The following is a 21,040-nucleotide window of genomic DNA, read 5'->3' as shown; positions in this document are numbered from 1 at the left end:
TGCCTTTGTCATCGGTGCGCAACGAGTTCGCCTTCGATTCGTTTGCGCACAGGAGTGGCTACTCGTGGCGGAATCGTTATCATTGCGGACATCGTTCGGCTGCGGTACGAATCGGAGCCGTCGGTGACGCGCATGCTGCGGCAGATAGAAGAAGTGAGGTTCGTTGGTGGGTGACGATCGGCGCGGGCGAACGCCCCGGCCCGGAAGTCGCGCCCCCTGGGAGCGCTACCCGACGGCCGAACCCACCGAGCAGCCCGACACCGGTGCGCGACGTTCCAGGCACGCGGACGCGGCGCAGGACCCCGGTGCGGCGCCACTGACAGTGCAGGACCTCGTCGACCGCGTCGACAGCGAACGCACCAGGCGCGGCAGGCGCCCCGCCCCCGACGCCGATGCGGGTTCGCGTGCGGGCCGCCGGGCTCGCGAGCAGGCGCCGCGCCCCACCCAGCGTCCCGACCTCCCGCGCACCGACGGCTCGCCCGTCGTCGACGACATCGCAGGCAAACCGCATCGCGCCGAATCCCCCGCCGACCGCACCGCGACCACCGCGCTGCCGGCCCAGGTGCCCGAGCCGGGCCGTGGCGGGCGTAAGCCCGCCGCCCCGCGCCGCGCCCACGATCCGATCGGCGATCCGGCCACCGACATCCTGCCCGCGATCACCGCCGAGCCGCCGCAGCGCGCCAGGCCGGTCAAGGCCGCCGCCGCACCGCCGCGCCGTCCCCCGGCCGACGGCCGCCGCGGCAACCAGGCGCGGATGGCAGGCCGGGTCGCGTGCACGTTCTTCGCGGTGCTGGCGCTGGTCGTCACCGGCGGCGGCTGGAGCTACCTGCGTGCCACCAACAACAGCTTCACCCAGGTCTCGGCGCTCGACGGCACCACCGAGGACGTGCTCGACGGCGACATGCAGCTCGGTGACGAGAACTATCTGATCGTCGGCACCGACACCAGGGCGGGCGTCAACGCCGACCTGGGCGCCGGCACCACCGACGACGCCGAAGGCGCGCGCGCCGACACGGTCATGCTGGTGCACATCCCGAAGAACCGTTCGCGTGTCGTCGTTGTCTCCTTCCCTCGTGACCTCGACGTCACCCGGCCGCAGTGCGCGGGCTGGGACAACGAGAAGGCCGCCTACACCGATCAGAAGTTCCCCTTGGCGATGGGTGACAAGCTCAATGCCGTCTACGCGCTCGGCGGCCCCCGCTGCCTGGTCGACGTGGTGCGCAAGATGTCGGGTCTGAGTATCGGCCACTTCATCGGCATCGACTTCGCCGGATTCCAGGCGATGGTCGACCAGGTCGACGGCGTCGAGGTCTGCTCCACCAAGCCGATCATCGACGGAGTACTCGGCACGGTCCTGGAGACTTCGGGCAAGCAGCGCGTCAACGGTGAGACCGCACTCAACTACGTGCGCGCACGCCACGTCGTTGGCGAGGAGCGCAGCGACTACGACCGGATCCACCGGCAACAGCAGTTCCTGGCCGCCCTGCTCCGCGGGGCGTTGTCGAGCAAGGTGCTGCTCGACCCGGGCAAGCTGCAAGGCTTCGTCGAAGCGTTCCGGCAGCACACGTTCGTCGACGGCGTCGGCACCCAGGACCTGATGCTGCTCGGCCGATCGCTGCAGAAGGTCAATGCCGGTGCGGTGACGTTCATTACCGCGCCGACCGCAGGGACCACGTCGTACGGCAACGAGATTCCGCGCGAGTCCGATATCAAGGCGATCTTCCGCGCGATCATCGACGACCAGCCGCTGCCCGGTGAGGAGACCGCCCCGCCGGTCACCAGCTCGGCCGAAGCGCCGCCGACGCAGGCGCCCAAGGTGTATGCCGTCAGTCCGGGATCGGTGTCGGTCCGGGTGTCCAACGGAACCGGCCGCACCGGCGTCGCGCAGCAGGCCGCCAACAAGCTCAGCACGATGGGTTTCGGGATCTACAGCGTCGGGAACTACCCCGACGGCAGCGAGTCGACGGTCGTGCACTACTCGATGGGCAACGAAGCGGCGGCCGCGACCGTCGCCAGCTCGATCCCCGGTGCGGTCATCGAACGCGACGACAACCTGGACGGGATCGTCGAGGTCATCCTCGGTTCGACCTTCGCCGGACAGGTCCGCACCCCCACCGCGGTCGGTACCGAGATCCCCAACGTGGAGACCGGCAAAGCGATCGCGGCCGCACCGGTGGCCCTCCCGTCCGACCTCGAACACATGAACGCCGCCGACACCAGCTGCGATTGATCGACCACCCGGGCTGAGCTGGCACGACACTGCCACGCGGCATTCACCCGCCGTTGGGTGACAGCGCCGGGGGTACCCACTAGGGTCTGCAATCATGCGTGTCATCTACAACGAGCAAATGGCCGATCTCGCCAACCTCCTGGGCGAGATGGCCGGTCTCGCTGGCCAGGCGATGGAACAGGCCACCCAGTCCCTGCTGCAAGCCGATCTCAGCCTGGCCGAGCAGGTCATCGGTGAGCAGGATCGGATCTCGGTGATGATCTCCGAGGCCGAGGAGAAGGCCTTCGCTCTGCTCGCGCTGCAGGCCCCCGTCGCGGGCGATCTGCGTCAGGTGGTGAGCGCCATCCAGATCGTCGGTGACGTCAACCGGATGGGCGCGCTGGCACTGCACGTCGCCAAGGTGACCCGCCGCCGCCACCCCAACCACGCGCTGCCCGAGTCGGTCAACGGCTACTTCGCCGAGATGGGCCGCATCGCGGTCAACATGGGCGCGGGCGCCAAGGAGGTGCTCGAGACCCGTGATCCCGAGCGCGCCGCCCAGCTCAACCAGGACGACGAGGCGATGGACGACCTCCACCGCCACCTGTTCACACTGCTGATGGACCGCGAATGGAAGTACGGCGTCGCCTCGGCCGTCGACGTCACCCTGCTCGGCCGCTACTACGAGCGCTTCGCCGACCACGCCGTCGAGATCGGCCGCCGCGTGATCTTCCTGGTCACCGGCGTCCTCCCCGGCGACGAAGAGGTCGAGAGCTAGCGCGCACCAACGGAAAAGCCCCCGCACTCCTTCCAGGAGGCGGGGGCTTTCTCGTTGCTCTTACCCGAAGCGGCCGGAGATGTAATCCTCCGTGGCGCGCTGGGTGGGGTTGGAGAAGATCTTCTCGGTGTCGTCGATCTCGATCAGCCTGCCGGGCTTGCCCTGGGCCTCGAGGTTGAAGAAACCGGTCTGGTCACTCACACGCGCGGCCTGCTGCATGTTGTGGGTGACGATGACGATCGTGAATTCCTTCTTCAGCTCGGTGATCAGGTCCTCGATCGCCAGGGTGGAGATCGGGTCCAGTGCCGAACAGGGCTCGTCCATCAGCAGCACGTCGGGCGAGACCGCGATCGCGCGGGCGATGCACAGACGTTGCTGCTGACCACCGGAGAGGCCACCGCCGGGCTTGTCGAGCCGGTCCTTGACCTCGTTCCAGAGGTTGGCGCCCCTGAGCGAGCGCTCGGCGACCTCGTCGAGTTCCTTCTTGTTGCGCACGCCCTGCAGTTTCAGGCCCGCCACCACGTTGTCGCGAATGGACATGGTGGGGAACGGGTTCGGGCGCTGGAACACCATGCCGATGGTGCGGCGCACCCCCACCGGGTCGATGGCGGCACCGTAGATGTCCTCGCCGTCGAGCAGCACCGCGCCCTCGACGCGGGCGTTCGGGGTCACCTCGTGCATCCGGTTCAGCGAACGCAGCACGGTGGACTTGCCACAACCGGAGGGACCGATGAAGGCGGTGACGCTGCGGGGCAGCACGGTCAGGTCCACGTCCGACACAGCGTGGAAGGCGCCGTAGTAGATATTGAGATCTTTGACGTCGATCCGCTTGGCCATCTGAGTTATCCGTTCGCTTCTATCGGTTCCGGGTGAGCAGCTTGTTGACGCCGGCAGCGGCCAGGTACAGCGCCGCGATGATCAGGATCAGCGTGAGCGCCGCACCCCAGACCCGCTCGCGACCGGCAGCCTCCGGGTTGGCCAGCTCTTGGTAGATCAACAGCGGCAGCGAGGCCATGTTGCCGTCGAAGATGTTCTGGTTGATCGACTTGCTGTAGCCGACCAGCACGAGCACCGGCGCGGTCTCACCCATGACGCGGGCAAGGGCGAGCAGGATGCCCGAGATCATGCCGGGGGCCGCGGTGGGAATGACGATCCGCAGGATGGTCTTCCACTTCGGCACGCCCAGCGCGTAGGACGCCTCACGCAGCTCGTCGGGCACCAGCTTGAGCATTTCCTCGGTGCTGCGCACGACGACCGGCAGCATCAGCAGGACCAGCGCCAGCGATACGGCGAACGCGCTCTGCGGCATACCGAAGGTGGCGATCCACAGCGCGAAGATGAACAGCGCCGCGACGATCGACGGCACACCGGCGAGGATGTCGACCATGAAGGTGGTGACCTTGGCGAGCCTGCCGCGACCGTATTCGACCAGGTAGACCGCGGCCATGATGCCCAGCGGCACGGCGATGATCGAGGCCACCGCGGACTGCACGATCGTGCCGTAGATCGCGTGGTAGACACCGCCGCCGGTCTGATCCGGCAGGATGCCCTTCTGCGAGTTGAACCACCAGTCGGCGGACACGATCGCGGCGATGCCCTTGGTGACGACGAGTCCGAGCACCCACACCAGCGGGATCAGCGCGATGACGAAGCAGGCGGTGACCAGGCCGGTCGCGATGTTGTTCTTGATCCGCCTGCCGGTGCTGACGTGACGGAAGGTAGGCGCTTTGACCGGCTTGTCGAGGGTCGTTGTGCTGGTCATGTCAGCCGTTCACCTTTCCACCGGAGGCCAGGCGGGCCAGCGCGTTGACGACGAAGGTCAGCGCGAACAGGACGAAGCCGGCGGCGATGTAGGCGCCGGTCGGCAGCGGTGCGCTGAACTCCGAGGCGGCGGAAGCGATCTTGGAGGCGAAGGTGTAGCCGCCGTCGAAGAGCGACCAGGTTCCGGCCTGGCTCGCGGTGCGCAGCACCACCAGGACGGCGATCGTCTCACCGAGCGCGCGGCCGAGGCCGAGCATCGAGCCCGCGATCACACCGCTGCGGCCATAAGGCAGCACGGTCATCCGCACGACTTCCCACTTGGTGGCGCCGAGCGCCTGCGCGGCCTCGATGTGGGCGCGCGGGGTGAGCGCGAAGACCTCGCGGGCGACGGAGGTGATGATCGGCAGGATCATGACGGCGAGCACGACGCCCGCGGTGAAGATGGTGCCACCGCCGCCGATCGAGACGTTGCCGTCGGAGAAGAGGAAGAACCAGCCCAGCTTGTCGTTGAGGAACTGCTGGACCGGCGCGATCTGCGGCGCGAGCACCAGGAAGCCCCAGAGACCGAACACGATGGACGGCACCGCGGCGAGCAGGTCGATCAGCATCGTGAACGGCCTGCCGAGCTTCGACGGCGCGTAGTGGGTCAGGAACAGCGCGATCCCGACACCGATCGGGACCGCGACGATGAGCGCGAACACCGAGCTCAGCACCGTGACCATGAACAGGTCACGGATGCCGAAGCGCAGGTTGTTCGCGTCACCGGTCGAGAATTCGGTACTGGTGAAGAAGTTGACCTCGTCAGCCCTGAGCGAGGGGACCGCGCGGATCAGCAGGAACAACGCGATCAACGCGATGGCAGCGACGATGGTCGCGCCGGCCGCGGTGGCCGTCCACCGGAAGATCGTCTCGGCGTTCAGGCGGCCGGTACGACCCCCGTCAGGGGCCTTGTCGATTTTCGGTTCGGTCGGCATAGTCGCAGTATCTCCGGCCGCCCGCGGGCTCGTCGAATCCGACGAGCCCGCTGCGGTCACCTCAGGGTGCATGGTCATGGCCAGAAAGCGATCAGGAGATGGCGTTGATCGCGGTGGTCAGCTTGGTCTTGAACTGCTCCGGGATCGGCACGTAGCCGGCCTCGTCGAGACCGTTCTGACCGTTGGTGATCGCCGAGGTCAGGAACGCCTTGACGGCCTTGCCGGTGTCGGCGTCGGCGTACTTCGAGCAGACGATCTCGTAGGTCGGCATGATGATCGGGTAGGAACCGGCGACGGTCGGCTTGTAGAACGAGCTGACGTCGAGCACCAGGTCGTTGCCCTCGCCCTTGATCTTCGCGCCGTCGATGGCCTTACCGGCCGACTCGTTGGTCAGCTTCACCGGGGTCTTGTCGGCCGAGGTGACGATCTGCGCGTACGACAGGTTCTGCGCCTTGGCGAAGGACCACTCGTTGTAGGTGATCGAGTTCTTGGTGTTCTTGATCGCGGCTGAGGTGCCCTCGTTGCCCTTGGCGCCTTCACCGACACCGCCGTTGAAGGTCTTGCCGCCACCCTTGCCCCAGGCGCCGTCGGAGGCCGCGTCGAGGTAGAGCTGGAAGTTGTCGGTGGTGCCCGACTCGTCGGAGCGGAAGATCACGGCGATCTTCTCCGAGGGCAGCTTGGCGTTGGGGTTCAGCGCCTTGATCTCGGGGGCGTCCCAAGTGGTGACTGCCCCGTTGAACACCTTGGCGGCGGTCGGGCCGTCGAGGACCAGGTCGGTCACGCCGTCGATGTTGTAGGTGATCGCGATGGGACCGAAGACGGTCGGCAGGTTCCACGCCGGGGCGCCACAACGCTCCTGCGCCTTCGCGGGCTCTTCCTTCTTCGAGCTCAGCGGCGAGTCCGAGCCGGCGAAATCGGTCTGGTTGCCGATGAACTCGTTCACGCCCGCGCCGGAGCCGCTGGAGGTGTAGTTCAGGGTGAAGCCGTCGCAGTTGGTCTCGTAGGCGGCGACGAAGCGCTCCATGGCGTTCTTCTGCGCCGAGGAGCCGCTGGACTTCAGCGCCTTCTTGCCTTCGCAGGCCACGCTGGTGTTGGCGGCGTTGCTGGGGTCGCCACCGGTGTTGTCGTCACTGCCACAGGCGGCAAGAGACATGGCGCCCGCGGCGAAAACGCCGACCAGGGCACTGGTGCGCTTGAAGTTCACTTTTCCTCCGACAAAGCTGGGTGACTCGCTCGGTCCCTCACCGGCCCGAGCGAGTTGGGCGGTGCGGATCGCGGGGGAACGCGCGCACCAGGCGACGACTGTGCCGCCCAGAAGTAACCTAGGGTCGCCCGGTTGACAGTTGGCCGGACGTGGGTTAACGGAGAATGAACAGCCCGGCGCGAATCGGGCCACGAATGTGACGTTTGCCCCAGTTTTACTCACACGTACCCGGTCATCCGCGCGATATTCAGCGGCGCAGAAGAATTCACCCGCTGTGTGAGGTGTCTCGCATCAGCTCAGGGCAGCGCGTAGGCGACGTCGATATGGGCCGGGGCGAACCCCAGTGTGGTGTAGGTGTGCACGGCGGCCCGGTTGTCGGCCTCGGTGTAGAGCAACACCTCGGCCAGACCCTCGGCGCGCAGGTGCCGCAATCCGGCCAGGGTCAGCAGTCTGCCGAGGCCACGGCCCTGCGCGGACGGATCGATGCCGACCACATAGACCTCGCCGGCCGGCGCGGCGTCGGGGTGCACCTTGGTCCAGTGAAAGCCCAGCAAGCGGGCCGGATCGGCGGCGTCGAAGGCCAGGAACAAGCCGGCCGGATCGAACCAGGATTCGGCGCGCCGTGCCGCGATGTCGCGCTCGGTCCAGCCGCCCTGCTCGGGGTGCCAGGCGAATGCGGCGTTGTTGACCCGCAACAGTTCGGCGTCGTCGGCGGGGCCCGCATAGGTGCGCAGGACGAGATCCTCGGGCACTACCAGTTCCGGTAGCTCCGGGGTTGCCAATGATCGGCGCATCTGCCACAACTCCCGCGCCGTCACCAGCCCCAGGCCGGTGGCGAGCGCCTTGGCGGCGGGCAGATCACCGTGCGCCCACACCCGAGCGCCCGGTCCGCCTTCGGCAAGGGCGGCACGCACCAGCTCGGCGCCGACGCCGTTGCCGCGCGCCGACGGGTCGACCGCGACCTCCGCCATCGCGGGGTGTTCATCATGTGCCGCAACGAGATTCGCGTAGCCGACGAGTTCGCCCGCGCGTTCGGCGAGCAGATGCCTGGTCGCCGGGTCCGCCTCGGCGAGCGAGAGCACCGCCTGCTCGGAGACCGGCGCGACGCTGTCGGCCGCCGTCGCCCTGGCGAGCAGGTCGCGCACCAGCGGCGCGGCGACCGGCTCGACCCGGTCGGTCCAGGTCAGGGTTGCTGTCTGCGACATCGCCGTCCTCCTCGCTGTGCGCGGCGGGCAGGCGACCACGCCGCGCCGTACCGTCCTGGCGCTGCTCGGCGCGCGCTACTGCGCGCTGCCGTTGAGCGGGGCCAGCGAGTCGTCGCCGTCGACGTCCTCGTCGTGGAAACTCACCACCTCGCCCTTGGCCGCTGGCGTCCTCGCCGGGCGCACCGCCTTGTAGCCGACATTGCGCACGGTGCCGATCAGCGACTCGTACTCGCTGCCGAGCTTGGCGCGCAGGCGCCGCACGTGCACGTCGACGGTGCGGGTGCCGCCGAAGAAGTCGTAGCCCCACACCTCCTGCAGCAGCTGGGCGCGGGTGAACACCCGTCCCGCGTGCTGGGCGAGGTACTTGAGCAGCTCGAATTCCTTGTAGGTGAGGTCGAGCGGGCGCCCGCGCAGCCGCGCGGTGTAGGTGCCCTCGTCGATCACCAGCTCACCCAGGGTGATCTTGCCCGTGTTCTCCGGGCTGGCCACGCCGCCGTTGCGGCCGACCAGCAGCCGCAGCCGCGCGTCCAGCTCGGCGGGGCCGGTGCCGGGCAGCAGGATGTCGTCCAGGCCCCAGTCCGCGTTGACGGCCACCAGACCGCCCTCGGTCAGCACCGCGACGACCGGCACCGAGGAGCCGGTGCTGCCGAGCAGTCTGCACAAGCCGCGTGCGGCGGCAAGGTCGGTTCTCGCGTCGACCAGCGCCACATCGGCGCTGCCCGCCTCCAGCAGGGACGACACCTCGGTCGGCGCGGGCCGCACGTTGTGCGCCAGCAGCGACAACGACGGCAGCACCGCATCGGGGTTGGGGTCGGAGGTCAGTAGGAGCAGCTCCACCGGGCTCTCCTCCTATCTCGTGGCTCCGCGGACGACAGCAGCCGCGTAGCTACGTCGCCGAAACACAGGTCAGTCGATTGCAACACTAGCGCGTGCGCGGCCATGACCTCGCAACATGGTGCCCGCGAGATGACGAGTCGGCGTGCGCGTCGCCCGAACGGTAGCGCCGGATAGGCTGGCTCGCATGCGCAAGCTGATCATCGGGCTGCTGTGCCTGGCCGGGGTGGCGGTGGTGATCGATTTCGGCGCCGCCGCCTACACGGAGTACCACGTATCGCGGCAACTGCGAGCCGGAGCCGACTTGTCGGCCGACCCCGAAGTGACCATCAAGGGTTTCCCGTTCCTGGCCCAGGCGATGTCGGGTCGCTACGACGACGTGCTGGTCCGTGCGCGCAGCATGCGCCCCGACATCCCCGGCGAGATCGCGCTGGAGGCCACTCTCTACGGTCTGCACGCCTCGGCGAGTCAGCTGGTCGACGGCACCGCCCGCGCCGTGCAGGTCGACCGCGTCGAAGCCCAGATGGCGATCGAGCCGACCGAGCTGGGCCGGCTGTTCGGCATCCCCGACCTGCAGGTCCTCGGTCCGCCCGCCGACAAGTCCGACGGCACCGGCGGTTCCGGCGGCTCCGGGCTGACCACCGCGGGCGCCCATGTCCTCAAGGGCACCCTCCCCGTCGCGCCCAACGGCCGCATCCTCGGACCCGGCGTCGTGCCGACGAGCAACGCGACCAAGGTCGAGGTGCAGGTCGAAGCCGATCTGCTGCTCGACGGCGACAAGATCCGGATCCAGGCCACCCGCTTCTACACCGACCGCACCTCGACCACCGACACCCCGGCCTCGACCACCAAGACCGAGATCCTCGACGTCGATCGACCTGCTGTGCTCGAGCGGTTCAGCCGTACGATCGATACCAAGGAACTGCCGTTCGGCATCGCCCCCACCGAAGTGGAGGCCAAAGGCGGCCAGATCATCGTCTACGGTGTCGGCCGCTCCCTGACCATCGACCTGGACCGATTGCAGCAACCATGATCGAACTCGTCATCCTCGCCGCCGTGGTGCTGGCCGCCGTCGCGGTCGGCCTGCTGCTGCGGCGCAATCAGGGCCGCGTCCGCCCGGCCACGCTCGACCCCGAGACCGCCCAGCGGGCCCGGCTGCTCGACGCGGCGGGCGTCACCGGCGCCACCCCCGCGGTGCTGCACTTCTCGGCCGACTGGTGCGGCCCCTGCGACGCCGTCCGCCGGGTCGTCGCGGGCGTCACCGCCGACCTGTCCGATTCCCCGAACGCGCCGCGCGACATCGAGATCGACATCGACGCCGACCCCGCGCTGGCAAGGGAGCTCAACGTCCTCTCGCTGCCGACGACGTTCGTCTTCGACGCCGCGGGCAAGGAGCGTTTCCGCATCTCCGGCGTGCCGAAGGCGGGCGATCTGCGCACCGCGCTCGAACCGCTGACAGTGTGATCTAGCCCGGAGTTCAGGGGGGCCGGGACATTTCCCGGGACGACCGGGTAAACTGCTTCTCGTGCAATCCGACCACGAGCTGATGCTCACCCGACGCCGCACAGTTGATCTGTGTCGGCTCGGTGGTTGTTGCTGCCTGTGCCGCTGAACGGTCGGCTTCTCTCCCGAGATTCCTGACGCCGACCTATGTCCGCCGCGCGAGTGATCGTCTCGATCCCCCGGCGAACTGGCAGATCCGAAGTCAACAGACTCATCTTCAGCGCAGGAGTTCGCACAATGACCACTACCCTTGATTCCCCACCGCGCGTCGATGTCCGCGGGCCACGTTTCGTGGCCTGGGTGACGACCGGCGTGCTGGTTCTGGTGCTTGTCGCCGCCGCCTTCTCCACCGTCGCCGCCGCGATCCTGATCGGCCTGCAGGCTGTCGTCTTCGCGATCGGCGCCTCTGGCGGTCCTGCCAAGCACCCTTACGGCCGGATCTACGCGGCGTTCATCGCGCCGCGGCTCGGTCCGCCCACCGAGACCGAGCCCGTGCCGCCGCTGCGTTTCGCGCAGCTGCTCGGCTTCGCGTTCGCCGGTCTGTCCCTGCTGGGCTTCGCGCTCGGCTCCCCGATCGTCGGCGCGGTGTTCGCCGGCTTCGCTCTGTTCGCGGCGTTCTTGAACGCGGCGTTCGGGGTCTGCCTGGGCTGCCAGATCTACCCGCTGGTTGCCCGCTTCCGCCGGTCCACTGAATCGTCTGGCGAAACTGGCTGGCCCTCCGTGGTTACGCAGGCTGCCTCCTCCGGGCCTGACGCCAGTTCCGCCGGCCCGGCATCGAACTGAACCCCTGCAAGTCATCTCTGAAAGGAACAACATGGCTCGCTCCGATGTCCTGGTCTCCGTTGACTGGGCCGAAGAGAACCTCAACGCCCCCGGCGTCGTCTTCGTCGAGGTCGACGAGGACACCTCCGCCTACGAAGGTGGCCACATCGAAGGCGCCATCCGCCTCGACTGGAAGACCGACCTGCAGGATCAGGTTCGCCGCGACTTCGTGAACCAGGAGCAGTTCTCCGACCTGCTCTCCGCGCGCGGTATCGCCAACGACGACACCGTCGTGCTCTACGGCGGCAACAACAACTGGTTCGCGGCGTACGCCTACTGGTACTTCAAGCTGTACGGCCACAACGACGTCAAGCTGCTCGACGGTGGCCGCAAGAAGTGGGAGCTCGACGGTCGTCCGCTCTCGCGTGACGCGGTCTCGCGCCCGGCCACCCAGTACAAGGCCTCGGCGCCCGACACCTCGATCCGCGCGTTCCGCGACGAGGTCATCGCGGCCATCGGCGCCAAGAACCTGGTCGACGTGCGTTCGCCCGACGAGTTCTCCGGCAAGATCCTGGCTCCCGCGCACCTGCCGCAGGAGCAGAGCCAGCGTCCCGGCCACATCCCGGGCGCGATCAACGTGCCGTGGAGCAAGGCGGCCAACGAGGACGGCACCTTCCGTTCCGACGCCGAGCTCGCCGAGCTCTACAAGGATGCGGGCCTGGACGGCGAGAAGGAGACCATCGCCTACTGCCGCATCGGTGAGCGTTCCTCGCACACCTGGTTCGTGCTGCAGGAGCTGCTCGGCCACCAGAACGTCAAGAACTACGACGGCAGCTGGACCGAATACGGTTCGCTCGTCGGTGCACCTATCGAGTTGGGAGCGTAATCAATATGTGTGCAGCACCTACCCAGGGTCAGGCCATCCCGGCCGGCGTCGACGTGGAGAAGGAAACGGTCATCACCGGCCGCGTCCTGAGCGCCGACGGTCAGCCGGTGGGCGGCGCGTTCGTGCGTCTGCTCGACGGCAACGGTGACTTCACCGCCGAGGTCGTGGCCTCCGGCACCGGTGACTTCCGCTTCTTCGCCGCGCCGGGTTCGTGGACCCTGCGCGCGCTGTCCTCGTCGGGCAACGGCTCGGCCTCGGTCACCCCCGAGGGCGCAGGCATCCACTCGGTGGACGTCGCGGTCGCGAAGTAAGAACCTCACAACGGCCCTGGTAGTTCCTGTGCGGGAACTACCAGGGCCGTTTTCGTGTCCGCTCGGCGGAGTCGCTAGACTCCGATTCGTGGTCCTCTTCTTCGAGATTCTCCTTGTCGCCGTGTCGATCCTCATCGGCTGGTTCGGCCTGTACGTCTTCTACCGGCTCTTCACCGAGTCATGAGCGGGCTCGCGAGCGAAGGTTCCGAACCGGCCGAGCGAGCGAGCACAGAGCAAGACGCTCCGGCCGAGCGTCGCAGCGGTGACGAGGCAGTCAACGTCGCCGCCGAACGGGCCAAGGAGACCGGTGTCAGGAACATCGCGGTCCTGGCGGGCCTTCCCCTGCCCACCGACACCGCGAACCTGCGCGAGGGTCCCGACCTGAACCACGCCATGTTGGCGCTGCTGCCGCTGGTCGGCGTGTGGCGCGGCGAGGGCGAGGGCAATCATTCCACCGACGGCGACTACCGCTTCGGCCAGCAGATCGTCGTCTCCCACGACGGCGGCGACTACCTGGTCTGGGAATCGCAGACCTGGAAGCTCGACGCCGACGGCAACTACGAGCGCCCCGATCTGCGCGAGAGCGGCTTCTGGCGCGTCGGCACCGACGGTGACGACGAGATGCTCGAACTCCTGCTCACCCACAGCAACGGCATCGTCGAGCTGTTCTACGGCACCGCCCGCACCCAGTCCTCCTGGGAACTGGCCACCGACGTGGTGATCCGCAGCCAGTCCGGCGCGGTGGTCGGCGGCGCCAAGCGCCTCTACGGCATCGTCGAAGGCGGCGACCTGGCCTACGTCGAGGAACGAGTAGACGCCGACGGCGCCCTCGAACCCCGCCTCTCGGCTCGCCTGCAGCGCTACATCGGCTGACAGACTCACCGAAGGCCCCGCACATCCCGTGCGGGGCCTTCGACGTTCTCCGGAGAAATGGAGCGACCCCCGAGCCGTTCCACCGCGTTCGTGAACGCGGCGGTCCCGGTTGGATAGGCCGGGGGCTCGGGGGCCGGGTGACTGCCTGGGATTCGCTCAGCGCACCGCTGGGGAATCTCCCGCAGTGGTGCTGCTAGCGGGCAGCCACCTCACGCATCCGATAGACATACATCCGTCAGATCACCTCCTCTCTTGTGTACCGATGAATCTATCGGCACGTCGTGAGCTCGGCAATTGATTTTCTCGTCGCGCTGACCTGGGCGGATACCGGTCAGCGCGCCGGGTGGGTGACATGGCAGGCGCCGGTGACGTCGACGGTGACGATCGTGTCGGCGCGGTGGTCCGGCGGGAGCTGGTGGGTGACCACGACGACCGTGCGGTCCGGGTCGACCAGGCCGCTGTCGGCATCGAGCAGATCCCGGAGCAGTTGTTCGCCTTCGGCGGCGGCCAGGTGCTCGGTGGGCTCGTCGAGCAGCAGGGTGGTGGCCGGGGCGACGAGTGCGCGGGCGAGGAGGATACGTCTGCGCTGTCCGCCCGATACCGCGGCCGCGCCCCCGGTCAGGCCCGTGTGCACGCCGTCGGGCAGGGAGTCGAGCCAAGGGCCGAGTCCGACTGTGCGCAGAGCAGTTTCGGCGTCTTCGACCGTGAGGTCACCGTGGGCGACACGCAGGTTTTCCAGGATCGAGGTGCCGAAGAGGTGTGCGTCCTCGGCGAAGAACGTGACGCCATCCCGAGGGGTGTCGAAAAGGCCCGCCCAGGACATGAGCAGGGTCGTCTTGCCCGCACCGCTGGGTCCGATGACGACGATTCGGCGGCCGTCGGGCAGCGGAATCCGAGGCGACAGGCGTCCCGCGCCCGTGTCGGCGGACCCGCCGGATTCGGCGGCGCGGAGGCGGTGGAGGGCGGCGCGGGATGTCGTCAAAGTGGTCGCTGCGGCGGGGAGGGCGCCGACGGCTTCGAAGGCCGACAGCGGGACCAGAACGAGGATGGTGAGGGCCATCGGGCTCATGCCGCCGGGTAGTCCGCCTGTCGGTCCGTACGCGGCGATGCCGACCAGCAGGGCTCCCAGTGCGCTGACGCCGATGGACAGCGGGGTCGCGGCGGCGGCCCAGGCGCTGTGCGAGGCGGCGGTGTCCTCGGCTTGCACCGCGCGCCGGGTCGCCTTGTCCGCCTGGGCGAGTGCCGCGTCGAGCTTGCCCGCGACGCGCAGTTCGGCGGCGTGGTCGAGCACGGTGACCGCCTCCGCCGTGAACTCCGCGCGATCGGCGCGCACGGCCTGCTCGGCTTCCCGCGCTGCCACTCCGGACAGCCACGGCGCCAGCATCCCCGAAACAGCGAGGGCAACCGCCAGAATCACCGCCGCGGGCACCGAGATGAACGCGATCAACCCGACCGCCGCGAGCGACAGCACCACCGCGACCACCACCGGAACGAGCACCCGGACGACCACCGCACCGAGGTCATCGATATCGGCGCCGATCCGCACCAGCAGATCACCACGCCGCATCTCCCGCAGATCACCACCCCTGGGTTCCGACGCCTCCGAATCGCCGGACTGGGAACGATCCGCCGAAGTCCCCTGAAACCACCAGATATCCGCATGCGCGAGGGTGCGATACACCGTCGTCCGCGCCGACGTCATCGCCCGCAGCGCCACATCATGGGTGGCCAGCCGCTCCAGATACCGGCACACCCCGCGCGAGATGCCCAGCGCCCGCACCGCGACCACCGCCACGCTCAGATACAACACCGGCGGCATCTGCCAGGCCCGCGCGATCAACCATGCCGCCAGCGCGGCCAGTCCGAGCCCACTACCGAGCGCCGCCACACCCCACGCGATCGCCACCACGACCCGCCACGGCGACAACGCCAGCAGCTGGCGCATCTCCCGCAGATCCCGCCGCAGCGACCCACCAGCGGAACCGCCACGCGCGAGCTCGACTTCGGTCATGACACCGTCACCCCCGCTGGCACCTCGGACGCGCCAACCGCCAGGCCGGACTGCCGACCGGCTGAGTCAATGCCCGATGTGCCGGGCGAACTGCCCGGCACTGCATCGCTCTGATCACCGTCCCCGTCAGGTCCACGATCACCAGTTCCGCAGCTCTGAGACGCCGCGCTTTCACGCATCGTCTCTGTGCCGTCGGCGCGGTTGGCCGAGAGACCGCTGATGCCGAATCCGGTGTCCGGGCGCGCATCAGACGAGGCAGCATGGGCGTCGGGGGTCGGCCGGCCGGGATCGTCATCGCCGGGTCGGTCGGTGCCTGGTGCGCTGCTGCCGACCACCTGGACGACGACATCGGCCGCGGCCAGGACCGTCGGTCGGTGGCCGACGACAACGACCGTCGCGCCCGCGGCTGCGAGGGCGCGCAGAGTGGTCAGCACCTGCTGCTCGCTCTGGGAGTCGAGGTGGGCGGTGGGTTCGTCGAGCAGGAGGATGGGGCGGCGGGCGGCCAGCACCCGGGTGAGGGCGAGGCGCTGGCGCTGGCCCAGTGACAGGCCGATGCCGCCCTGTCCGACCTTGGTGTCCCAGCGGTCCGGTAGTTCGTTCAGCACCGTGTCGAAACCTGTTGCGGCGCTGATCTCGTCGAGGTCGGCAGCACTGGCCCGCGCACCGAGCAGTTCGACATTCTCCCGCAGTGTTCCCGGGACCAGGACAGGTCGCTGCGGCAGCCAGGCGATGCGGGCCCACCAGCTGTCCGGGTCGAGCTCGCGGACATCGGTGCCGTCGACCAGGACGGCACCGGCATCGGGGGCGACCAGGCCGAGAATCGCTTGCAGCGTGGTCGATTTCCCGCATCCGTTCGGCCCGGTCAGCACTGTCACCGCCCCGGGAGCGAGTTCGGCGGTCAGACGATCGGGCGCATTCCCCGAGCGGGCGGCAATCGTCAACCCGCGCACAGTGATACCCGAATCGACAACACCTGGGACCTCCGCAACCCGGCCGCCGGCATCGGACCGGTCCGTGCTCGCAGGCTCCCGCGACCCGGCCTCCAGCACCGCGAAAGCCTTGTCCCCCGCCGCCATCCCATCCTGCGCCGCATGGAACTTCTCCCCCACCTGCCGCAGCGGCCAGTACACCTCCGGCGCCAGGATCAGCGCGACGAGCCCGGCGTACAAACTCATCTCCCCGTACACCAACCGCAAGCCGATGGCGACGGCGATCAGCGCGACACTCAAGGTCGCCAGCGACTCCAGCACCATCGAGGACAGGAACGCGATCCGCAGCGCCCGCATGGTCCGCTGCCGCAGCGAATCACCCAGCGCCTCGACCTGATTCACCATGGTCGGCCCCTCTGGCCCTTCGCGGCCGAGAGCGCGCAGCGTCGGCATGCCCGCGAACAAATCGAGGAGCTGATCGGACAGGCGGGTGGTCGCGGCGAGGGTCGCTTCGGCGCGACCCTGGGTGAGCAGGCCGATGAGCACCATGAACAGCGGGATCAGCGGCACCGTGATGATCGCGATCAGCGCCGAGGTCGGATCGTGGAGGGCGATGACCACCAACACGATCGGCGGCACCAGGCAGGCCAGCAGCAGCGCGGGCAGATAGCCGGTGAACCAGCCCCGCAAGCCACTCAGTCCGTTGCCGACCACGACCGCGATCTCGGTCCGGCGCGCGTCGAGTTCGCGCGGCGGCAATTCCGCGCCCGCCCGCAACACCGCCGATTCGAGCTCTGCGACAACGGTCGCACCGGCCCGATGGGCCAGCCGCGCCTGCCACCAGCTCGCCGCGGCACGCACCGCCACGGCGACGGCCAGTCCGATCAATTCCGTTGTCCACACGTCGAACTCGCGCTTGCCGGGGTCGGTGATGACCCCGGCCAGCACCCGGCCGAGCAGCACGGCGATCACCACGATCGTCGCCGTGATCACCAGCGCGAGCAGCACCGACACCACCAGGTGGGGCCGGGCCGAGCGGGCATACCGCCACAGCCGTGGATCGATGGGGCGGCGCCTGGCGACGGTCTGCCGCTCGACGGCCGAACCGTCCCGGGACGAGTTCGCCGACACCATCACTCAGTCCTTGCTGATCAGCGGCAGCCCCGTCGGCGCGGGGATCTGCTCGACGGTCAGCCGCTGCCGGAACACCCAGTACGTCCAGCCCTGGTAGACCAGCACGACCGGCGTGGCCAGCAGGGCGGCCCAGCTCATCACCTTCAGCGTGTACGGCGTCGAGGACGCGTTGTAGATGTTCAGGTCGTAGAGCGGGCTGATCGTCGACGGCAGCACGTTCGGGTACATCGAGCCGACGATGAGCGCCGTCGCCGAGATGACCGTCAGCGTGGTGCCGACGAAGGCCCAGCCGTCGCGGCCCGCCGCGTTCGCCGCACCGGCGAGGACGAGTCCGAGCACCGCCGTCCCCAGCACCGCCCAGGTCCAGCCCGCGCCGTAGGCGAGCTGGGTCCACACCCCGAAGCCGCCGACGATCACCGCGGTCGGCACCAACAGCAGCCGGACGATGCGCTGCGCGTCGACACGGACCTCACCGCCGGTCTTGAGCACCAGGAACACCGCGCCGTGCAGCGCGAACAGGATGCCGGTCGCCAGGCCGCCGAGCAGGGCGTAGGGGCTGAGCAGATCCCACACCGAGCCGACCATCTGGCGATCGGAGTTCAGCGGCACCCCGCGCACCAGGTTCGCGAACACCCAGCCCCAGGCCAGCGCCGGGATCCAGGAGCCGATCCCGATGCCGATATCGCACCAGGCCCGCCATTTCGGATCGTTGATCTTGGCGCGGTATTCGATCGCGCAGATCCGCAGGATCAGCGCGACCAGCAACAGCAACAGCGCCAGGTAGAACCCGGAGAACATGCTCGCGTACCACTCGGGGAACGCCGCGAACATCGCGCCGCCCGCGGTGATCAGCCAGACCTCGTTGGCGTCCCACACCGGGCCGATGGTGTTGAGCACCACGCGCCTGCGCGTATCGGAGCCCTTGCCGAGGATCGGCATCAGCATGCCGACACCGAAATCGAAGCCCTCCAGCACGAAGTAGCCGGTGAACAGCACGCCGATCAGTACGAACCAGAACTGCTGCAGATCCATCACCGGCTCCTAGTAAGCGAAGGAAAGTTGTTCGACGGCAGGCTCTTCCGATTTCCGGTGCTTGCCGTCCGGACCGTCGGGACCGTCGTCGGCGGTGGGCCGTGTCGGCTCGTCCGGCCCGGCGACGGTGTACCGGCGGATCAGGTAGAACCACACCACCGCCAGCGCGCCGTAGAGCAGCGTGAACACCGCCAGCGAGAACACCACCGTGGCCGGCGCGTGGTCGGAGACCGCCTGCTGCACCGTCATCCGGATGTTCGGGTCGCCGGTCGGGTTGGGCACGACAGCCCAGGGCTGGCGGCCCATCTCGGTGAACACCCAGCCTGCGCTGTTGGCCAGGAACGGGGTGGGGATCGCGAGCAGGCTCAGCCAGGAGAACCAGCGCTGGTCGGGCACCCTGCCGCCGCGGGTCACCCAGAATCCGGCGAGCAGCAGCAGCACCGAGCCCGCGGCCAGGCCGATCATGGCGCGGAAGGACCAGTAGGTGACGAACAGGTTCGGCCGGTAGTCGCCGGGCCCGTACTCGACGTTGTAGGTCTGCTGCAGATCGACGACGCCGTCGAGGGTGACGCCGGTGAACTGGCCCTCGGCCAGATACGGCAGCACATACGGCACCTCGAGCACGTGGGTGACGCTGTCGCAGTTGTTGTGCGTGCCGACCGTGAGAATCGAGAAGTCGGGGTCGGTCTGGGTGTGGCACAGCGATTCCGCCGAGGCCATCTTCATCGGCTGCTGCTCGAACATCAGCTTGCCCTGGATGTCGCCGGTGAAGATCACCGCGACACCGGCCAGGGCGACCACCACCAGCGAAAGCCGCGCCACCGGCCGCCACATGACGCGCGCGTCCTCGAGTTTGGCCGGGTCGCCACTGCGCGCGTTGCGCACCATCCACCAGCCCGCGATGCCGGCGACGAAGGTGCCCGCGGTGAGGAACGCGCCCGCGACGACGTGCGGGAACGCGGCCAGTGTCGTGTTGTTGGTGAGCAGCGCCCAGATGCTTTCCAGCTCAGCGCGTTCGGTCTCGGGGTTGTAGCGCGCGCCGACCGGATGCTGCATGAACGAGTTCGCGGCGACGATGAAGTAGGCCGACGCGTTCACGCCGAAGGCCACGATCCAGATGGTCGCCAGGTGCACCAGTTTCGGGAGCCGGGTCCAGCCGAAGATCCACAGGCCGATGAACGTCGACTCCATGAAGAACGCGATGAGCCCTTCCAGTGCCAGCGGCGCGCCGAAGATGTCGCCGATGAAGCGGGAGTATTCGCTCCAGTTCATCCCGAACTGGAATTCCTGCACGATGCCGGTGGCGACGCCGATGGCGAAGTTGATCAGGAACAGCTTGCCGAAGAACTTGGTGAGCCGGTACCAGTGTTCCTTGCCGGTGACCACCCAGGCGGTCTGCATGATGGCGATCAGGGGCGCGAGACCGATGGTCAGCGGAACGAAGATGAAGTGATAGACGGTGGTGATACCGAATTGCCACCGGGAGACATCCACAATGTCCATCCGACCCTCCAGCTTCTACTACGACAAGTCGTAGTAAATCGTACGCCGGGGTCTACCCTTGTTCAGCGTGACAACCGCCACGACACGCCGAAAGGTTGCTGCACGATTGGATATACGCGGTCCGACCGGGAATTCCCGGCGCCGCAGGGGCACGCCCACCCGTGCCCCGCACACGACTCACCAGTCGCCGATGGTCCCCGGCCGTTCGACCCCCAGATTCACCATGTCGATGATCTCCTGCGCGTTGTCCGGCGCCGACATGCGCACCCCGTCGAGCTGATTCACCCGCGCCGCCAGCGTGATGCTCGACAGCAGCCAGATGCTGTCGCAGTCGAACAGGTCGGCGGTGAACAGCGACTGATACTTGCACTCCCAGCCCTGCTTCTCCGCCACCGCGAACAGCGAACGCTGGGTTACTCCCGGCAGCACCCCGCTCTTCGCCGGCGGGGTGATGAGCTGTTTGTCGCGCGCGATCACGACGGTTGAGCGCGGGCCCTCGAGCACCCGGTGCTCGGTGCTGTGGAAGATCACGTCCTCGGCGCCCATCCGCCGCGCGAACCGCAGCGCGGCCATATTGGTCGCGTACGAGAGGGTCTTCGCGCCGAGCAGCTGCCAGGGCGCCGCCTGCGCGAGGTCGACCGAGATGCCGCGGGCCAGCGACATCACCTTCACGCCTTCGGCGCGGGCCGTGGCGACCCGAGCCGGTACCGGGGAGACGAGCACGTACGCGGTGGGCTTCGGTTCGGTCGGGGTCAGTCCCGCCGGGGCGTCGTATTCCGAATCGCGGCCGCGGGTGTAGATCAGCCGCAGCATGCCTTCCTCTTCCGAACCCCACTCCTTGCACGCCAGCTCGACCGCGGCGCGCCATTTCGACAGCCCCGGCTCCGGCAGCTCCAGCGCCTGCGCGGACCGGCGCAGCCTCGCCAGGTGGAATTCCAGCGCGGTCGCCGTGCCGCCGCGCACCAAAATCGTTTCGAAGACGCCATCACCGCGCAGTGCGCCGATGTCGTCGGCATAAAGCAACGGCGCGTTCGCATCAGCGACCGCGCCGTCGAGTGTCACAAGAACCCGTTCTCCCATGTGACGAGCGTAGGCGTTATCGGTCCGTTATGCCTACGGCTGCGCACATTG

Annotated in this window: 18 protein-coding genes and 1 pseudogene; 8 read left to right on the top strand and 11 right to left on the bottom strand. The window is 68.3% G+C overall.

The window, feature by feature from the left end:
- Positions 1-166: 166 nt before the first annotated feature.
- Together IEY60_RS18910 and phoU are read left to right on the top strand one after the other, a co-directional pair.
- The gene (locus tag IEY60_RS18910) at positions 167-2,230 is read left to right on the top strand and encodes an LCP family protein (protein WP_189030098.1); all 2,064 of its coding nucleotides are present in this window, start codon (positions 167-169) and stop codon (positions 2,228-2,230) included.
- 94 nt (positions 2,231-2,324) lie between these two features.
- Positions 2,325-2,987 carry a phosphate signaling complex protein PhoU gene (gene phoU / locus IEY60_RS18905; RefSeq protein WP_189030096.1) on the top strand — a complete coding sequence of 221 codons (663 nt, stop codon included), beginning with the start codon at positions 2,325-2,327 and terminating at the stop codon, positions 2,985-2,987.
- Between the two features lie 60 nt (positions 2,988-3,047).
- Here the strand turns inward: phoU and pstB are convergent, their stop codons facing one another.
- From pstB to IEY60_RS18875, 6 genes are all read right to left on the bottom strand, one after another.
- Positions 3,048-3,824 (bottom strand): phosphate ABC transporter ATP-binding protein PstB, encoded by a 777-nt coding sequence (pstB, locus tag IEY60_RS18900; protein ID WP_189030094.1) that lies wholly within the window; start codon positions 3,822-3,824, stop codon positions 3,048-3,050.
- 19 nt (positions 3,825-3,843) lie between these two features.
- Entirely contained in the window at positions 3,844-4,749 is a 906-nt protein-coding gene (pstA, locus tag IEY60_RS18895; RefSeq protein ID WP_189030092.1) for a phosphate ABC transporter permease PstA, read from the bottom strand.
- 1 nt (position 4,750) lies between these two features.
- Positions 4,751-5,722, bottom strand: coding sequence for a phosphate ABC transporter permease subunit PstC (pstC, locus tag IEY60_RS18890; RefSeq protein ID WP_229739947.1), 972 nt, complete (start codon positions 5,720-5,722; stop codon positions 4,751-4,753).
- 91 nt (positions 5,723-5,813) lie between these two features.
- Positions 5,814-6,926, bottom strand: a complete 1,113-nt coding sequence (gene pstS, locus IEY60_RS18885; protein ID WP_189030088.1) for a phosphate ABC transporter substrate-binding protein PstS — start codon at positions 6,924-6,926, stop codon at positions 5,814-5,816.
- 296 nt (positions 6,927-7,222) lie between these two features.
- On the bottom strand, positions 7,223-8,131 hold the full coding sequence (gene mshD, locus IEY60_RS18880) for a mycothiol synthase (RefSeq protein WP_189030086.1): 909 nt from the start codon (positions 8,129-8,131) through the stop codon (positions 7,223-7,225).
- A gap of 75 nt (positions 8,132-8,206) precedes the next feature.
- Positions 8,207-8,968: a winged helix-turn-helix transcriptional regulator gene (locus tag IEY60_RS18875; protein ID WP_189030084.1), complete on the bottom strand. Its 762-nt coding sequence runs from the start codon at positions 8,966-8,968 to the stop codon at positions 8,207-8,209.
- A gap of 184 nt (positions 8,969-9,152) precedes the next feature.
- Between IEY60_RS18875 and IEY60_RS18870 the strand changes: the two genes are divergently transcribed.
- The 6 genes from IEY60_RS18870 to IEY60_RS18845 all read left to right on the top strand — a co-directional run bounded on the left by IEY60_RS18870 (position 9,153) and on the right by IEY60_RS18845 (position 13,300).
- The gene (locus tag IEY60_RS18870) at positions 9,153-9,998 is read left to right on the top strand and encodes an LmeA family phospholipid-binding protein (RefSeq protein WP_189030082.1); all 846 of its coding nucleotides are present in this window, start codon (positions 9,153-9,155) and stop codon (positions 9,996-9,998) included.
- Entirely contained in the window at positions 9,995-10,429 is a 435-nt protein-coding gene (locus IEY60_RS18865; RefSeq protein WP_189030080.1) for a thioredoxin family protein, read from the top strand. The genes IEY60_RS18870 and IEY60_RS18865 overlap by 4 nt, the downstream gene beginning before the upstream one ends.
- Before the next feature lie 276 nt (positions 10,430-10,705).
- Complete coding sequence (locus IEY60_RS18860) at positions 10,706-11,251, top strand: DUF4395 domain-containing protein (protein ID WP_229739946.1); 546 nt, start codon at positions 10,706-10,708, stop codon at positions 11,249-11,251.
- Positions 11,252-11,282: 31 nt separating this feature from the next.
- Complete coding sequence (locus tag IEY60_RS18855; RefSeq protein ID WP_189030078.1) at positions 11,283-12,116, top strand: sulfurtransferase; 834 nt, start codon at positions 11,283-11,285, stop codon at positions 12,114-12,116.
- A gap of 5 nt (positions 12,117-12,121) precedes the next feature.
- Positions 12,122-12,427, top strand: coding sequence for a DUF1416 domain-containing protein (locus tag IEY60_RS18850; protein WP_189030076.1), 306 nt, complete (start codon positions 12,122-12,124; stop codon positions 12,425-12,427).
- A gap of 180 nt (positions 12,428-12,607) precedes the next feature.
- A complete protein-coding gene (locus IEY60_RS18845; RefSeq protein ID WP_189030074.1) occupies positions 12,608-13,300 on the top strand; it encodes a heme-binding beta-barrel domain-containing protein in 693 nt (230 codons plus the stop codon).
- 331 nt (positions 13,301-13,631) lie between these two features.
- On the opposite strand, the gene IEY60_RS18840 is transcribed toward IEY60_RS18845, so the two are convergent.
- From IEY60_RS18840 to IEY60_RS18820, 5 genes and pseudogenes are all read right to left on the bottom strand, one after another.
- Positions 13,632-15,311, bottom strand: coding sequence for an ATP-binding cassette domain-containing protein (locus tag IEY60_RS18840; protein WP_189030072.1), 1,680 nt, complete (start codon positions 15,309-15,311; stop codon positions 13,632-13,634).
- A 332-nt stretch (positions 15,312-15,643) separates the two neighbouring features.
- Positions 15,644-17,374: pseudogene (gene cydD / locus IEY60_RS18835) on the bottom strand (thiol reductant ABC exporter subunit CydD); the annotation flags it as partial.
- Between the two features lie 3 nt (positions 17,375-17,377).
- Positions 17,378-18,406 carry a cytochrome d ubiquinol oxidase subunit II gene (gene cydB, locus IEY60_RS18830; RefSeq protein ID WP_189030060.1) on the bottom strand — a complete coding sequence of 343 codons (1,029 nt, stop codon included), beginning with the start codon at positions 18,404-18,406 and terminating at the stop codon, positions 17,378-17,380.
- A gap of 9 nt (positions 18,407-18,415) precedes the next feature.
- Entirely contained in the window at positions 18,416-19,909 is a 1,494-nt protein-coding gene (locus IEY60_RS18825; protein ID WP_189030058.1) for a cytochrome ubiquinol oxidase subunit I, read from the bottom strand.
- A 177-nt stretch (positions 19,910-20,086) separates the two neighbouring features.
- The gene (locus IEY60_RS18820; RefSeq protein WP_189030056.1) at positions 20,087-20,989 is read right to left on the bottom strand and encodes an aminodeoxychorismate lyase; all 903 of its coding nucleotides are present in this window, start codon (positions 20,987-20,989) and stop codon (positions 20,087-20,089) included.
- Between the last annotated feature and the right edge of the window lie 51 nt (positions 20,990-21,040).

The organism is Nocardia rhizosphaerihabitans (assembly GCF_014646295.1).
Taxonomy (GTDB): Bacteria; Actinomycetota; Actinomycetes; order Mycobacteriales; family Mycobacteriaceae; genus Nocardia; species Nocardia rhizosphaerihabitans.
The sequence above is the reverse complement of the archived record's forward strand: the minus strand, read 5'-3'. Positions and strand labels throughout refer to the sequence as shown.

Coding starts and splice junctions, on each gene's coding strand:
- phoU (WP_189030096.1), top strand. CDS start 2,325: ATGCGTGTCATCTACAACGAGCAAATGGCCGATCTCGCCAACCTCCTG.
- pstB (WP_189030094.1), bottom strand. CDS start 3,824: ATGGCCAAGCGGATCGACGTCAAAGATCTCAATATCTACTACGGCGCC.
- pstA (WP_189030092.1), bottom strand. CDS start 4,749: ATGACCAGCACAACGACCCTCGACAAGCCGGTCAAAGCGCCTACCTTC.
- pstC (WP_229739947.1), bottom strand. CDS start 5,722: ATGCCGACCGAACCGAAAATCGACAAGGCCCCTGACGGGGGTCGTACC.
- mshD (WP_189030086.1), bottom strand. CDS start 8,131: ATGTCGCAGACAGCAACCCTGACCTGGACCGACCGGGTCGAGCCGGTC.
- IEY60_RS18870 (WP_189030082.1), top strand. CDS start 9,153: ATGCGCAAGCTGATCATCGGGCTGCTGTGCCTGGCCGGGGTGGCGGTG.
- IEY60_RS18865 (WP_189030080.1), top strand. CDS start 9,995: ATGATCGAACTCGTCATCCTCGCCGCCGTGGTGCTGGCCGCCGTCGCG.
- IEY60_RS18860 (WP_229739946.1), top strand. CDS start 10,706: ATGACCACTACCCTTGATTCCCCACCGCGCGTCGATGTCCGCGGGCCA.
- IEY60_RS18855 (WP_189030078.1), top strand. CDS start 11,283: ATGGCTCGCTCCGATGTCCTGGTCTCCGTTGACTGGGCCGAAGAGAAC.
- IEY60_RS18850 (WP_189030076.1), top strand. CDS start 12,122: ATGTGTGCAGCACCTACCCAGGGTCAGGCCATCCCGGCCGGCGTCGAC.
- IEY60_RS18845 (WP_189030074.1), top strand. CDS start 12,608: ATGAGCGGGCTCGCGAGCGAAGGTTCCGAACCGGCCGAGCGAGCGAGC.
- IEY60_RS18840 (WP_189030072.1), bottom strand. CDS start 15,311: ATGACCGAAGTCGAGCTCGCGCGTGGCGGTTCCGCTGGTGGGTCGCTG.
- cydB (WP_189030060.1), bottom strand. CDS start 18,406: ATGGATCTGCAGCAGTTCTGGTTCGTACTGATCGGCGTGCTGTTCACC.
- IEY60_RS18825 (WP_189030058.1), bottom strand. CDS start 19,909: ATGGACATTGTGGATGTCTCCCGGTGGCAATTCGGTATCACCACCGTC.
- IEY60_RS18820 (WP_189030056.1), bottom strand. CDS start 20,989: ATGGGAGAACGGGTTCTTGTGACACTCGACGGCGCGGTCGCTGATGCG.